Annotated in this window: 15 protein-coding genes; 6 read left to right on the forward strand and 9 right to left on the reverse strand. The window is 31.9% G+C overall.

Translation table 11 applies throughout. The features are described from left to right. Nucleotides 1-8: 8 nt before the first annotated feature. Nucleotides 9-3,488: a hypothetical protein gene (locus tag NLJ00_RS19515; RefSeq protein ID WP_256635053.1), complete on the forward strand. Its 3,480-nt coding sequence runs from the start codon at nucleotides 9-11 to the stop codon at nucleotides 3,486-3,488. Nucleotides 3,489-3,605: 117 nt separating this feature from the next. Here the strand turns inward: NLJ00_RS19515 and NLJ00_RS19520 are convergent, their stop codons facing one another. After that, complete coding sequence (locus NLJ00_RS19520) at nucleotides 3,606-3,902, reverse strand: hypothetical protein (protein ID WP_053472685.1); 297 nt, start codon at nucleotides 3,900-3,902, stop codon at nucleotides 3,606-3,608. Nucleotides 3,903-4,148: 246 nt separating this feature from the next. Here NLJ00_RS19520 and NLJ00_RS19525 point away from each other — a divergent pair, with 246 nt between their 5' ends. From NLJ00_RS19525 to NLJ00_RS19540, 4 genes are all read left to right on the forward strand, one after another. Next, nucleotides 4,149-4,277 (forward strand): hypothetical protein, encoded by a 129-nt coding sequence (locus NLJ00_RS19525; RefSeq protein WP_256379806.1) that lies wholly within the window; start codon nucleotides 4,149-4,151, stop codon nucleotides 4,275-4,277. 17 nt (nucleotides 4,278-4,294) lie between these two features. Next, a complete protein-coding gene (locus NLJ00_RS19530; RefSeq protein WP_256635054.1) occupies nucleotides 4,295-4,687 on the forward strand; it encodes a hypothetical protein in 393 nt (130 codons plus the stop codon). A gap of 131 nt (nucleotides 4,688-4,818) precedes the next feature. Then, a complete protein-coding gene (locus NLJ00_RS19535) occupies nucleotides 4,819-5,439 on the forward strand; it encodes a DNA-3-methyladenine glycosylase (RefSeq protein WP_256635055.1) in 621 nt (206 codons plus the stop codon). A 99-nt stretch (nucleotides 5,440-5,538) separates the two neighbouring features. After that, on the forward strand, nucleotides 5,539-5,898 hold the full coding sequence (locus NLJ00_RS19540) for a hypothetical protein (protein ID WP_256635056.1): 360 nt from the start codon (nucleotides 5,539-5,541) through the stop codon (nucleotides 5,896-5,898). Here the strand turns inward: NLJ00_RS19540 and NLJ00_RS19545 are convergent. The 6 genes from NLJ00_RS19545 to NLJ00_RS19570 form a co-directional block, all read right to left on the reverse strand. Continuing rightward, complete coding sequence (locus tag NLJ00_RS19545) at nucleotides 5,879-6,931, reverse strand: adenylate/guanylate cyclase domain-containing protein (RefSeq protein ID WP_256635057.1); 1,053 nt, start codon at nucleotides 6,929-6,931, stop codon at nucleotides 5,879-5,881. The two genes, NLJ00_RS19540 and NLJ00_RS19545, sit on opposite strands and share 20 nt — an antisense overlap. Nucleotides 6,932-8,034: 1,103 nt before the next feature. Next, entirely contained in the window at nucleotides 8,035-8,859 is an 825-nt protein-coding gene (locus NLJ00_RS19550) for a DJ-1/PfpI/YhbO family deglycase/protease (RefSeq protein ID WP_256635058.1), read from the reverse strand. Between the two features lie 51 nt (nucleotides 8,860-8,910). Further along, nucleotides 8,911-9,639, reverse strand: coding sequence for a putative quinol monooxygenase (locus NLJ00_RS19555; RefSeq protein ID WP_256635059.1), 729 nt, complete (start codon nucleotides 9,637-9,639; stop codon nucleotides 8,911-8,913). Between the two features lie 20 nt (nucleotides 9,640-9,659). Continuing rightward, nucleotides 9,660-9,881 carry a 2TM domain-containing protein gene (locus NLJ00_RS19560; protein ID WP_256635060.1) on the reverse strand — a complete coding sequence of 74 codons (222 nt, stop codon included), beginning with the start codon at nucleotides 9,879-9,881 and terminating at the stop codon, nucleotides 9,660-9,662. A 27-nt stretch (nucleotides 9,882-9,908) separates the two neighbouring features. Next, nucleotides 9,909-10,496 carry an NAD(P)H-dependent oxidoreductase gene (locus tag NLJ00_RS19565; RefSeq protein WP_256635061.1) on the reverse strand — a complete coding sequence of 196 codons (588 nt, stop codon included), beginning with the start codon at nucleotides 10,494-10,496 and terminating at the stop codon, nucleotides 9,909-9,911. Between the two features lie 75 nt (nucleotides 10,497-10,571). Further along, entirely contained in the window at nucleotides 10,572-11,162 is a 591-nt protein-coding gene (locus NLJ00_RS19570) for a Crp/Fnr family transcriptional regulator (protein WP_256635062.1), read from the reverse strand. A gap of 179 nt (nucleotides 11,163-11,341) precedes the next feature. On the opposite strand from NLJ00_RS19570, the gene NLJ00_RS19575 reads away from it, so the two are divergent. Continuing rightward, nucleotides 11,342-11,956, forward strand: coding sequence for a tetratricopeptide repeat protein (locus tag NLJ00_RS19575; protein ID WP_256635063.1), 615 nt, complete (start codon nucleotides 11,342-11,344; stop codon nucleotides 11,954-11,956). Between the two features lies 1 nt (nucleotide 11,957). Here NLJ00_RS19575 and NLJ00_RS19580 read toward each other — a convergent pair whose 3' ends face one another. Beyond that, nucleotides 11,958-12,230, reverse strand: a complete 273-nt coding sequence (locus NLJ00_RS19580; protein ID WP_256635064.1) for a hypothetical protein — start codon at nucleotides 12,228-12,230, stop codon at nucleotides 11,958-11,960. Between the two features lie 27 nt (nucleotides 12,231-12,257). Continuing rightward, nucleotides 12,258-13,613: a S41 family peptidase gene (locus NLJ00_RS19585; protein WP_256635065.1), complete on the reverse strand. Its 1,356-nt coding sequence runs from the start codon at nucleotides 13,611-13,613 to the stop codon at nucleotides 12,258-12,260. Nucleotides 13,614-13,625 lie beyond the last annotated feature (12 nt).

Consider the following 13,625-nt stretch of genomic DNA (forward strand, 5'->3'; position numbering starts at 1 on the left):
TAAATACAATGGGACTGACTTCTAACGTAAACGAATCATTTAAGAAACATATTTATTCCATCGTAACAGCTGCGGTTATTGCGCTGCTAACGTTTGGTTATCTCTCTTATGTGCTTCCTAATAATGAACGTAAAGAAGACGCAAAAAATATATCTATTCTGGAAGGCATCGAAAAACATTTAGTTGGATACATTGATGATCAGGTAAAATATATTAGTGAAGAAAAAATGAAGAGTCTTAAGCTTTTACAATATAAAGGCTCTGCTGATGTCTATATTGATACTATTTTAATTGATAAAAAAGGGTTTCAGCAATTACAAGACGGAACTATCAAGCTCTCAAGAACAATTAAGTTATCAGGAAAAAATAATTTTTTTAAAAACCGCAAGTTAGAGGATAGTATCATTAAGGATAAAATTAGTATTGATTTGGCTAAATTTCTCAATAAAATTAATTCTACCACGCATTTTACTTCCTTTTATATTTGTCCTATTGAGAAAGGAAAATGTCGGGTTGAGAAATCATTTCTTTCCCAAAATGTCAGTCTTATTGATCAGGATAGTTTAATTAAATACAATAGAAAAAATGGTCCCTTTAGTTTCAAAAAATCTTCAAAACATTATTATACGGATCAAATCAATATTCCTCATACCAATCACACTTTATTTTTAGCCGCAGGAATTGATAAATCTGCTTTTGACCTCAACGTTCGGCAGATAAACTCTAATCTTTTGATTTTTAGTCTTATTTCAATTATTGTTCTAATATTAGGCATTAATTTCATAAAACCCATTATAAGCAGTTACAAAGAAAGACTCAGTCAAATTGATCTGGTTGGTGTTGTGTTTTCCATAGGATTACTGGTCGCTGTTGTTGTGGTTTTTACAGCATTATCATATTGGAACAATACCATAAAAACCAGAAATATAAATGACTTAGAACTATTGGTAAATAAAATCGATACTTCATTTAAAGAACAAATTACGGCTTATCAAAGCTGGAAAAAAAGGGATTTATTATTTGGGAAAGAATGGAAAAACCAAAAAAATTCATTTGCAAAAATATTTCTGGTAACCGGTTCAAAAAAAACGGCTTTAAATGGAGAGCTTCTTACTAAAAAAGATTCTTTGCCTGATAATCAAAAATGTTTTATAAATGGAAATACTGATTTTAAAAAGGGTACAAAAAACGCAAAGTTAATTAAGTATTTAGATGGTTATTTCCGAATGGACAATAAAGCATTAATTACAAAAAATTTGAGTAATAATGCTCCAGATATATCGAGAAAATATGCGGATAGAATGTATTTTAAAGCGCTTCAGCAAAAAAATATAGAAAATAAAAAAACAGATCCTGTACTTACTGCTGTTTTTTCAAGAGAAAATAATCGATATCAATTAATATATGCTGAAAAAGATACTCTTAAAGAAATCAATCAGGAATCTGAAAGTAATGGCATTAAAGGAATTGCGTTTAGGGAATATTTTTCTAATGAATTAGAATTACCGCCCGGAACCGGTTATATGCTTATCGATAAAGATGGAGATGTATTAATGCAGAATGATCCCAAAAAAAACATCTATCAAAACCTGCTTTATGTATCTCAAAACAATCCTGCATTTATAAGTCTGCTAGCTGGCGTAGATATACCGTCATTTGAGATGGAATATATGGGAATACCTTATCAGATCTGTGCAAAAAAATTAAATATTAAAACTGAATCTCCGGTTTATATTCTGGCAATCCGTGACTTGTCACACACCAATCGTTTATCCATATTCACGTTTACAAACGGATTCCTGATTTCATTTTTATATGGCTTTTTCATATTATTAATTAATTACATCTATTCAACAATCTTTTACAATGGTCGAATAGGTACATTATCAAAACATCATTTCTATTATCTTTTCCCGGACAGCAGCCGAACTACTGAATATAAAAAGTTATTAATTGTCAATTGTGTTTCTATTGTATTGGCCCTAATAGTCGCTTTTAAGTCTTCTCCTTCATTGGCATTTATCTTTTGTATCGTACTGGGTGTTAATGTTGCATTTATTAATTTAATTACTTTAAATATCCGCACATTAAATCCTAAAAAAGAACTTATTAAACTAGTATTGATTTTGTTTCTTCCGGCAATTTGTCTGCCTATGGTTTTGTTCTTTTATTATAATGTTTTTATTGCTGCTCTTGCGCTTTTTGGCACACATATTCTATTAATAATCTTCTATTATAAAAACTGGAGAAAAAGAGAAAAAGCAGAACTTAGTGTATTTGCAAAGAAAAACAAAGGAGTAAACAGAAAAGCTTATACCAGATTCCTGACAGCAAGATTATTATATCAATTTGTTGTATTTCCGTTTGTTCTTGTTAGTGCTTTTTATGTAAATGAATTGAATGATTTTGCGCGCTATTACTGCTCGTCACTTGACGCGAAAGAACAAAAAATAAAAGATAAAAATGATTTTATTATAAAAGACAGAATAACCAATGCTTACAACTGTGATTGTAAGGAGCAAACTAGAGACCAAACGAATGATCAAATTATGCAAAAGGCTAATCTTGGCTTTTTTGATCGTCCTTCGAGTTACGAAATTAAAAATTTCACATTTAACGAACTTAGCCGCAAATATTATTTAAACCTGCTGGCAATTCTACATAATGAAAACAATAATTTTTCGTTTCTAACACTTTTTTTCTTGTTGGTTACTTTCTTCTTTCTTGCCAGTTTAGCCTATAAATTATTAAACTATTATAGTAATCGTTTCTTCTTTTATGATTTAATGCAGGCATACTATGAAAAGTATTATCCCTGTACAAAAAATGAATTAGCAAACGATCATATTTTTATACCTATGGTAAATAATTATGATATTAAAAAACTAATTCAAATTGATCATAATAGCTGCGAAATACAACCCGACAAAAGATATACCGGTAATGAAGACTGCCCTGAACGTGAAATTAGTATCGATCAGGTTTTCTATAAAGATAAAAAAAATGAAATAAGCCCTTATTTAAGAATGGATTTTATATTGAACATCAATCACAAGCAATTTTGTGAGCAGTATGAAGATATCTGGGAATCCCTGCCTGAAGAAACGCAGTATGTGCTTTTTGATTTTGCTCAGGATCACTTTGTAAATTACAAAAATAAAGATACCCTGATAAACCTTATGGAAAGAGGAATTATTGACTGCCATCAATTAACGGGAAGACTAAAAATGATGAGCCTGAGTTTTAGGATTTTTATTTTATCTAAAAGTAAACGTGATGAATTATTTGTACAGAAATTTAAAGATGAAAGCAAAAATGGAACTTACAGTAAATTGAAATTCCCAATAATAATTATTGCAGTCAGCGCCTTAGTTTTATTAATGTATCTTAACAAAGACAGTTATGACCAGGTAACTTTAATGGGAGGCAGCGTTGTAACGGTACTGGCTTTGATTAATAAAATCCTTGATGCAAACAAGAGTCTGTAAATTAAAAAAACTAAATTTTCCGAATTTTAGAATTCGGGATGTTATATCTGTATTTTTAAAGATCTTTTTCTTTTAAATGAAATCAAAAAAAGCGGAAAATCTATTTTCCGCTTTTTATTAATTACTTCCGCTATTGGTCGATTCGCTTCCGGTGCTTCCAGCCCCGCCGCTGTTATCGTTTCCAAGGTTTTCATCGGTTTCTTCGTTTTCTTCAAAATCACTTTCGTCTCCCCAATCGCCTGTATTCGGTTTTTGAGCAGGATCGTTGGCGTGTGTGTTTCCGTACTCTTTATCTTCATCCGGATTTCTGTCCTGAGAGTGTAAACGTGAATCTACAGTCGGGCTCCAAATTTTATTTTCGTGGCGATCATTTTCATCATGAAAAAAATCGCTATTGCTGTTTCTCGTTTCCATATTTACTTTTTTAAAATTGAACTAAAGAACTCTTTTTTATCAATTCTTAAAATTCAACAAAAAACAATAATTCTTATTATACTTTTTTACAAGAATATTACAGCTTTTCTATAATTAATATTATATGACATATTGTGTTTAGGGTTAGTAACCGTAAATTATATAATTGACAAGCCTCTTAATTGTAAGATTCTGATTTTCAGACGTCGTACATTTGACTTATAACAATCTAAAAAATTAGAAACCATGAATACTTCAAAAAGCAAAGCAAGCACAGCGAGTGCTAAAGCATCAGATAAAAAAACTGATAAAAAAGAGGAAACATCAAAAAGCGGTTCTAAAACTGCTGCGGATAAAAAAACTACTAAAAAATAACTTTAAAAAAATATAGTATGAGCTTAGATGAAAGAGAAAATTACCGTCAGGACGACCAGAATTTTCAAGAAAATGAAAAAGGATATCAAGATAATGCAATCGATGCGCCGCCAGTAGATCATTCTATCAGCAATTCGGCAGAACCGGATTATGGAAATGATTTGGTAACCGAAGAAGTTGACAATCAGGAATTATCAGGAGAAAATCTTGGTAATGAATCTTTCGAGAATGAAAGACTTGGGAATAATGAGTTTGAACAAAACGAATTCGCAAGCGACAACGATACTGATAAAGAATTCGAAGAAGACGATGATTACGGAGATGAAGGTCTTGGTGATATAGATGATGACGATGAAGAAGAAGTTGACGATGACGATGAAGAAGGTACAAATCCTGATCGAAATTTATAATACTAAAAATAAACCGCCTGTACTGCAGGCGGTTTTTTAGTTATAATCACAAATAATAATTAATCAATAAATTAGAATTATAAATTGCTTCGAAATTTCGACCTTCGTATCAAAATTATAATTGAACAGCAATGACCGAATCTCCTAATAAAATTCCGTTTTCATATTATCTTAATTCAGATGTTATTTTCCTTGCTAAAGATCTTTTGGGAAAAGTACTTTGTACACAAATTGACGGCGAAATTACTTCTGGCATAATTGTAGAAACAGAAGCTTATTTCGGGATACAAGATAAGGCTTCTCACGCTTACGGCGGACGAAAAACGGATCGAACGGAAACTTTATACAGTCAGGGCGGTGTTTCGTATGTTTATTTATGCTACGGAATTCATCATCTTTTTAATATTGTAAGTTCTGTTGAAGGTGAACCTCATGCGGTTTTAATTCGCGCAATTGAACCTTTGAGCGGAAAAGATATTATGGAAACGAGACGAAATATGTCGGCATCAAAAGGGGCTATTTCTGCTGGTCCGGGTTCTGCGGCAAAGGCTTTGGGTATTGACCGTTCTTTTAATAAAAAGGATTTAGGCGGAGAAGAAATCTGGCTGGAAGATCACGGCATTCGATATCCTGAAGATCAAATTGCAGCATCGCCTCGTGTGGGCGTTGCTTATGCACAGGAAGATGCACTTTTACCGTGGCGATTTTTTATTAAAGGAAATAAATATGTCAGCAAACCCAATAAGGTATAAAACGGTAAATTTTCGAAACTTTAAAATTTTATAAATTTGCAGCAATTATTGAGGTGATTTATACTTCAGCATCTATTCAATTTCTCCATCAAAAAATAAATGACAATACAAGATTTAATTGGTGATTTTTCCATTTCAGGAAGTAATCAGGAAGAGAGCAATCAGGTTACTTACAAAGGAACTTTGAGTTTATCTTTAGATGATAACAATAGAATTATTGCAAAATGGTTCATCAATAATGCACAGGTTCAAAAAGGTCATGGTTTTTTTAAAGATAATATTCTCGTAATAAATTTTAGTTATAAAGGCGACGACAATAAAACGTATAAAGGCGTTGTGGTTTACCGATGCATTACTAAAGATATACTGGATGGTTTTTGGTCAGAAAAACATGGAAATCCGTTGTTTTTAGGTACAGAGCATTGTTTGAGATTGGAAACTACAGAACGGCTGAATTAAAATCAACAGTATATAATTTCATTGGTTTTGCTTTGCCCCGCAAAAGTATTTCTCCCTTTTGAATATAAGTTATCGAATGATCTTCGGGAAGTGCATTTTTCATGGTTTCAGAAATAACAAAATCGTGGTTAAAATTATTGCATTCGCACTGAATTCTTGAAGTTGTATTTAAGAGATCTCCGTGATAAACAATTTCTTTTTTTACTTTTCCTACCCATGTTGTTACGGCGGTTCCTATATGCATTCCGGCTTTAAACTTTGGAACGAGATTATATTTTCCTAAATAATATTCGCGTTTATTTTCAATACATTGTTTAAGAAGATAAAAACAATAAAGGCATCGTTTATCTTTTAGTCCGACAGCAGATTTCCAAGTCAGAATAATTTCATCTCCCACGTATTGGTAAACTTCTGCACGCGAAGCTTGAATCGCATCGGTAAAATCATTGAATAAATCCTGCAATAAATTGCTGTATAGAATATCCCCTAATTGTTCGGCAAGTGTGGTGGATGATTTTACGTCGACAAACATAAAAATTCGTTCTTCCTGAATTGGCCGATGATATTGTCCTGTAAAATAATTATAGAAAAAACGGGAACTTAATAAACTGCTTATTTCTAAAAAGAGAATTAAAAATATAGACGCTCCCAGAGAAAACATATAATCTTCGAACAAACGTTCTTTAGCATATTTAATAAAAACTTCCTGATAGGAAAGATGCCCCAGCATTTCTGAAAACATCAAAACAAAGAATAGTAAAAACAACAATATGCTTATGCTATAAATAAGTGCTTTTAAAAACATTACTCCTAAAAAGGAATATCGGTTTAAATTGATAAGCCGTTTCTCAAATGTTATAATAATTAAACCAATAAAGACGCCTATAACTATGCCGGGCAAAAGCTTTAAATAATCAAAATTGGATTCTGCATCTGTAATTGAGGTATATAGCAAACCTAAGATTCCGCCAACAATAGCGGCTTTTATAACAAGACCGTATTTTTTATAAAAAGGTAACTTAGGCAATTCCATATTTAAGATGCTTTCGTTCCTTATAAAAATAGATAAAATCTTAATATAAACTACCACAGAAGTTTTGCTGATTAAAAACAAAGAGGCAGCCTCTACTTTTGAAACTGCCTGTTTGTTGTTTTACATGTTTCCTTGTTCTGTAGGAACATTTCATTGGTAGAAATTATATTGTTATATTTTATTACGTTCCGTAGGAACGTTTGATTTTGACATCGCTCTCTAATAATCCGACCAATCAAACGTTCCTACGGAACGTAAATCTGGCTGATCTTTATTTTTTTCTACCTACCAAACATTCCTATGGAATGATAAAACAAAGTTTTTATCCAAATAATGAAGAGGCCCTTATATTATTTTACATGTTTTCTTGTTCTGTAGGAACATTTCATTAGTAGAAAATTATATTGTTATAATGGATTACGTTCCGTAGAAACGTTTGATTTTGACATTGTTTTTTAATAATCCGACCAATCAAATATTCCTACGGAACGCAAATCCGGCTGATCTTTATTTTTTCATTCCTATGGAATGATAAAACAAAGTTTTTATCCAAATAATAAAGAGGCCGTTATATTATTTTACATGCTTTCTTGTTCTGTAGGAACATTTCATTGGTAGAAAATTATATTGTTATAATGGATTACGTTCCGTAGAAACGTTTTATTTTGACATTGTTTTTTAATAATCCGACCTATCAAACGTTCCTACGGAACGTAAATGTGGCTGATCTTTATTTTTTTCTACCTACCAAACATTCCTATGGAATGATAAAACAAAGTTTTTATCCAAATAATGAAGAGGCCGTTATATTATTTTACATGCTTTCTTGTTCTGTAGGAACATTTCATTGGTAGAAAATTATATTGTTATAATGGATTACGTTCCGTAGGAACGTTTGATTTAGACATTGTTTTTTTTAAAATCTGACCTATCAAACGTTCCTACGGAACGTAAATGTGGTTGATCTTATTTTTTTCTACCTACCAAACATTCCTATGGAATGGATAAATTAGGATATGAAAAAGTCACCTATTGTACTAAAAACAACAAAATAATTATAATAAATGAGCTGCCTCCACTTAGAGACAGCCTCAAACTTATTTTTATTTTTTAATTAACCAGCTTTCAACAGCTCTTGAAAAATCCGCTACATCAATTGGGTGACGGCTGGTAATAATGTTTCCATCTGTTACTACAGGTTGTTCAAGAATAGTTCCGCCGGCATTTTTTAAATCTACCTGAATGTTCCAGTATCCCGTCAGCTTTCTTCCCTTTAAAATATCAGCGGAAGCCAAAACAACCGGGGCGTGACAAATAGCAGCAATTAGTTTTCCTGATTTATTAAAGTCCTGAATAAATTTGATTACATCTTTGTCATAACGCAGGTTATCAGGATTCCAGGCTCCTCCAGGAATAAATATCGCATCATAATCACTTACTTTTATTTGGTCTGCGGTACGGTCAAATTTTATCCACCCAACTGGCTGTAAGTATTGAATTGCCATAACATGTGTATTTGCCATTTCAGGAAATACTAAACCGTATCTTTCTGGAGCGGGATTAAATTTTGGTGACACTATTTCAACTTGTGCTCCTAATTCTTTAAAATACCAAACTGGTCCTGTTAATTCAATTTCTTCAAAACCATCGGCAACGATTACGGCAATTTTTTTCCCTTTTAAGGCTGTTTTGTTTTTTACAGGTGTAAAGAAGAAATCTTTTAATGCTTCATTTCCTGGTGCGTTTAATAATTTTGTCACCGGCATATTTACAACGGCTGACTGAGTAGACAATTGATTTACAACTTCTAATTCATGACTGTAGTTTGTTTTCATTTCATTTGTTTTTACGGTTACTTGTGCTTCTACATTTACTACAGCAAGTACGCTTGTTATACCTGCTGCAATGATTTTACTAATTGTTTTCATTTTTTTAGGTTTTAAATATTAATAATTTGTGTTGAATTTTTCTATTGAATGTTACTCCCGAGTAAGCGGTGCAAATTCGATTAGGTTATGAATTCCGTCCTGAAACGGCTGTTTTTTTATACTCGTATTTAGGTAATCTATTACGGGTTGAATTGGCGGAAAATTTAAATGATATTGAAATGCATCGTTGCTTCTGAATTTTTCGAAGGTTACAAATTGGGTTTTATCATTTTCCAATTGTGATAACTGATACGTTACTACGCCGGGTTCACTTCTAAACTGCGGCATTGCAGTATGGTAAACTTCCATGAAGTTTTTCTCTGTTCCGGCTTTTGCATCTACAAAAAGCATAATGGTTAACTGATTGTCTTCTTTTTTACTTGTTCTTCTCCATTGTTCTTTATTGAGAGGTTCTAAATCTTTTACATAGATTATTTTCTCCGGTTTTACTAGGGCAGTTTTGACAAGTTCTTTTATAGATTTTGAATTGTTTTTATCCAATGCTGTTTTGCTCGTCCAGCGTTCAAATAACCAGATAACCGTTTTGTTATTCTGTTCAAAATAAGCTTCAGACATAATGTTGCTTTCGTTTGAAAGCGATTTTTGAACGTACTCGCTTATGGCTTTTTGAAATTGCTCCTGATATTGCTCTTTTACTTCGTAGCGTGTAATCTTTGCTGTTTCATTTTGTGCAGTCGCTAATGCACTTTGCAATGAAAACAGAACGGTAAAAATCTCTAAGACTTTTTTAGAAACTGTGAGTTTTGCTTTTGTTATCATAACTTCTAAATTTTTAAAGATTATTTATTTCTATTTTTAAAGATGAAAACGCCCAGATAATGAAATAATAAACCTACTGCCCATGCACCAGTTTGCCAAAGCGGCCATAGATATGTTCTGTCTGTTAAAAACCAAATCGTCCAAATGGCAGGAATTGATAATACAAATACTAATAAGTGAATTCTGAAACCTTTTTTAGGGTCAATGTGAGCAATTGTATGCTCGTTTGCTAGATGTCTCATGATATTAAAATTTATTAATGGATTGTTTTATATAAGTTGTGTTCCTAATTTTTCTGTTTTTTTCAGCCATTTAATGCGCTGTTCTTCTGTTGATTTTCTCATAAAACCAAAAGTGGTAAATTTGATAGGATCGAATCCTACGTAACCGAATACGTTGTCTTTGAGGATTTGATATTGAGAAGCACGGTAGATGAGATAGAACCACCATTTTGGTGTGTCCATCGTAATTAACAGCCTAAGGCTTTTTCCTTTTAAAAGTTTTTCGGGGAAGATTTTTCCTGAGTGATGTTTAAATGCAAAATCAGGCATAAAGATTCTGTCTATAAATCCTTTGGTAATGGCAGGCATAAAACCCCACCAATTAGGATAAGACAATACAATGTGATCTGCCCAGGAAATGAGTTCCTGAGCCTGAATTAAATCTTTTTCAAGCGGTACTGTTTTTCCGGTTTTATATCCGTCAGCAAGATTTACGTCGAAATCTAGTTCAGAAATATAAATGGTTTTACAAATTGCTCCTGTACGCTCTACTCCTTTTTTGTAAGCATTAAGTAAGGCATTACAAAATGAGTTTTGAGAAGGATGACCAAGTATTAATAAGATATTCGTTTTCATTGCGCATCATTTTAATTTGACACTGCAAAGATTTTAAATAATGCGAAGGACTTCCTGACACAAATGTGTCAAAAACTATTGGTGCGCTAATTTTTGACGAATTCTGGTAAGTGTTTGTCTTTCAATACCCAGATAACTGCATAGGTGAGAAATTGAAATTCTGTTAAATAGCTCTGAGTGACACTTTATAAAATCGAGATAACGTTCCTCGGCGGTTTGAAATATAAAGCTTTCGATACGGGCCTGCTGACGTTTTAAAATTTCTTCGGCAACTAATCGTCCGTATCGTTCAAAGCTCGGTAAATGCTCATAAATCCACTGTATGTTTTCATACGAAAGACAAACCATAATTACTGGTTCTAAACACTGAATTGAATATTTACTGGGCTGCTGTGTTATAAAAGCGGGATAATGTGTGGCATATTCACCTTCGGCATAAAAACCTACGGTAATTTCATTGCCATCGTTGTCTATAAAAGAGGAACGCACTAATCCGCTTGCTATAAAACCTATTGATTTTTGTACTTTACCGAATTGAAGAAAGAAGTCTTTTTTGTTGAATTCTTCAATAGTAATTTTTAAAGCAAATTGAGAAAGTTCAGCATCAGTAACATTAGGACAAATTTCCTTTACTGATTTTAGAAATATTTCTTTGGCCGAATTCATAATCATTATTTGCTTTGAAGCCTCTAATTTAAAAAGAATATTTTTTTAAAATGTAAAAACCAAACCATTATTTTCTACAAATAAAAATTTATAATGTGCTGTGTATTAATTTTTTATTAACTTTAACGTCCCATCAAAATTTAGCCAGCTGAATATTGTAACTTCCTAAATTTAAAATTATGAAATGGTTCGTGACTTTAAAAACAACATTTAAGGACAAATTTTTTAAATCAAACCTTAAAAAAAGTTTTGTGGATTTAGAGAAAGGAAAACAGCTTTATTCCACCAGCCACTTTCAGGAGGCTATTATTCATTTAGATAATGTGGTCAATTATGAATTTGATTCGACGGCTTATGAATTAAGGGCGAGTTGTTTTCAAAAACTGGAACATCATTATAAAGCCATTGAAGATTTTGATAAGGTAATTGAATTTAATCCGCTAGAGTTTTCTTATTACTACCATAGGGCAGTTTCTAAAAAAGCCGTTTTTGATTTTACAGGACAAATTGAAGATCTTCATAACTGTATTCATTATTATAAAAAGAATAAAAATATAGAAGTTGGTTTATTAAAAATATTTGAAACTGATTTAATAAACGCAGGAAACCATATCGAAAAACTGAAATACAATATTAGCTCTTTTCATCATAATTCTTATTTAGAAATAAAGGCTTTATTAACGGATTGTCTTTATCAAATAAAGAAAATAAGGCTTAAAAGGAATAAAATTAGGACTCCTTTTCGCCAGATCAAAAAAGAAGGAATACCTTCTATAATAAATCCTGAAATATAGATTACAGCTTCTTTTCAGATTCTGTTTTTATTTTCCTTAAGTTTTTATGGATGATACTGCGTGTTGATTTTTTCTTTAGTTCATAATCTCTGGTACATTTTTGTAATTCTGCCAATAAGATTTTAAAACAATTGTACAAAACATCGAGTTCTTCCATGTTTTGATAAATCTTAAGATCATCTTCTGATGTTGTTTGTACCGCAATAGATTCATCTTTGTATTTCTCAAAGATTTGCAGCAATTTTCGATGTTCAATGTTATCAATTCCCTGCATAACGAACGATCAATGTATTTATAATTTTCATGGTGTAATTTGCAAAAGCGGGTCAATATCTGTACTTATTTTGCTAAGTGGCAAGGTTTGTACAGTTTCTGTTTTTATTTTATTTGTGTTTCCTGATATTCTATTTAAGGCAGCTTGTAATAAAGTTTCAGAGCGGTTTCCTAAAGCAAATACTTCCGGCTGTTGTAATTCATTTAAATTTATTTCAGGGTTTATTCCTTTTGAATAATTTCCTTCGTGTCTGGCATTAAATAATTTATATATGGAAGGGTATAATATCCAGCCTCTTTTATCTGGATTTCGGTCGTCTACAATAGGAAATCCTGCTACATCTTTGCCAAATGTTTTTTCGCCAATTGTAATAACTTCCATATAAGGTTTTAGATTATTTATAATAAGTTCTGATGCTGATGCTGTCCTTTTTCCGCATAAAATATAAACTTTATTAATTCCAGGATGTGCATTGCGTAAAGCATCAAAACTTACCGATGATTCATTGCTTTTTAAAGCCGTAGAAAAAGACTGGTCAACATTTCCTCCGTTTTGATTTCCTTCAAATTTTATAAAAAGATCATCTGCTTTAATATTGGGTGCCAGAATTATACTTAATGCTGTCGCAGATGAGACATCTCCTCCTCCATTATATCTTAAGTCTAAAACCAATTCTGTTATGGATTTGCTTTTTAATTCCTGAAACATCTGCAAATACAATTGTGCTTGTCCAACATCAAAATGTGAAATACTTACATAACCAATTTTAGTATTGTTATTTTCGATTACCAGATATGGAATAGGCTGTGAAAAGGTAAAACCCTGCAAAACAGAAACTGTTTTTGAATTAGAAAAACCTGATTGAGCAGAATAAGAAACGACTTTTAAATTGAGCTGCGTATCGGCAATCATGCTATTATAGAGATTATCGTAGTTTTCAAATTTCAATTCTGTTCCTTCAATATGCGTTATAAGCTGTCCTCTTTGCAAACCATTATTTTTTGCCGGAGAATCTTCTAAAACATATAATATCACACCATAATATTTCCCTTCAAAAGCAATAAAACTTACGTCAAACCCGAATTTACTTCTAAGGCTTTTAGGTGAAGTTTCTGGTTTTTCAGGATGTATAGCGTAGGAATAAATATCTTCGGACTGCAGTAAGGTTTTAAAATATTCTTTTGGATCTAATGCTAAATTACCCTGGTTTTTTATTGCATTATTCCATAAATAATATCTTTTCATTTGATTGTACATCCAGTCGTTTACATATTCATTTGTGTTTTCTTCATAAGTTATTGGCTCATCTGTGTTTTCACACGAAATAAGAAAGAGCGCAAAAAATAAAAAAGAAAACAACTTAATGTGTAAACAGTTTTTCATTGGATATCTTAG

Origin of the sequence: Flavobacterium panici, from assembly GCF_024499525.1 — a bacterium.
Lineage (GTDB): Bacteria > Bacteroidota > Bacteroidia > Flavobacteriales > Flavobacteriaceae > Flavobacterium > Flavobacterium panici.

Excerpts from the sequence above, each read along its gene's own strand:
- NLJ00_RS19515 (WP_256635053.1), top strand. The coding sequence starts at position 9 with ATGGGACTGACTTCTAACGTAAACGAATCATTTAAGAAACATATTTAT.
- NLJ00_RS19520 (WP_053472685.1), bottom strand. The coding sequence starts at position 3,902 with ATGGAAACGAGAAACAGCAATAGCGATTTTTTTCATGATGAAAATGAT.
- NLJ00_RS19525 (WP_256379806.1), top strand. The coding sequence starts at position 4,149 with ATGAATACTTCAAAAAGCAAAGCAAGCACAGCGAGTGCTAAAGCATCA.
- NLJ00_RS19530 (WP_256635054.1), top strand. The coding sequence starts at position 4,295 with ATGAGCTTAGATGAAAGAGAAAATTACCGTCAGGACGACCAGAATTTT.
- NLJ00_RS19535 (WP_256635055.1), top strand. The coding sequence starts at position 4,819 with ATGACCGAATCTCCTAATAAAATTCCGTTTTCATATTATCTTAATTCA.
- NLJ00_RS19540 (WP_256635056.1), top strand. The coding sequence starts at position 5,539 with ATGACAATACAAGATTTAATTGGTGATTTTTCCATTTCAGGAAGTAAT.
- NLJ00_RS19545 (WP_256635057.1), bottom strand. The coding sequence starts at position 6,931 with ATGGAATTGCCTAAGTTACCTTTTTATAAAAAATACGGTCTTGTTATA.
- NLJ00_RS19550 (WP_256635058.1), bottom strand. The coding sequence starts at position 8,859 with ATGAAAACAATTAGTAAAATCATTGCAGCAGGTATAACAAGCGTACTT.
- NLJ00_RS19555 (WP_256635059.1), bottom strand. The coding sequence starts at position 9,639 with ATGATAACAAAAGCAAAACTCACAGTTTCTAAAAAAGTCTTAGAGATT.
- NLJ00_RS19560 (WP_256635060.1), bottom strand. The coding sequence starts at position 9,881 with ATGAGACATCTAGCAAACGAGCATACAATTGCTCACATTGACCCTAAA.
- NLJ00_RS19565 (WP_256635061.1), bottom strand. The coding sequence starts at position 10,496 with ATGAAAACGAATATCTTATTAATACTTGGTCATCCTTCTCAAAACTCA.
- NLJ00_RS19570 (WP_256635062.1), bottom strand. The coding sequence starts at position 11,162 with ATGAATTCGGCCAAAGAAATATTTCTAAAATCAGTAAAGGAAATTTGT.
- NLJ00_RS19575 (WP_256635063.1), top strand. The coding sequence starts at position 11,342 with ATGAAATGGTTCGTGACTTTAAAAACAACATTTAAGGACAAATTTTTT.
- NLJ00_RS19580 (WP_256635064.1), bottom strand. The coding sequence starts at position 12,230 with ATGCAGGGAATTGATAACATTGAACATCGAAAATTGCTGCAAATCTTT.
- NLJ00_RS19585 (WP_256635065.1), bottom strand. The coding sequence starts at position 13,613 with ATGAAAAACTGTTTACACATTAAGTTGTTTTCTTTTTTATTTTTTGCG.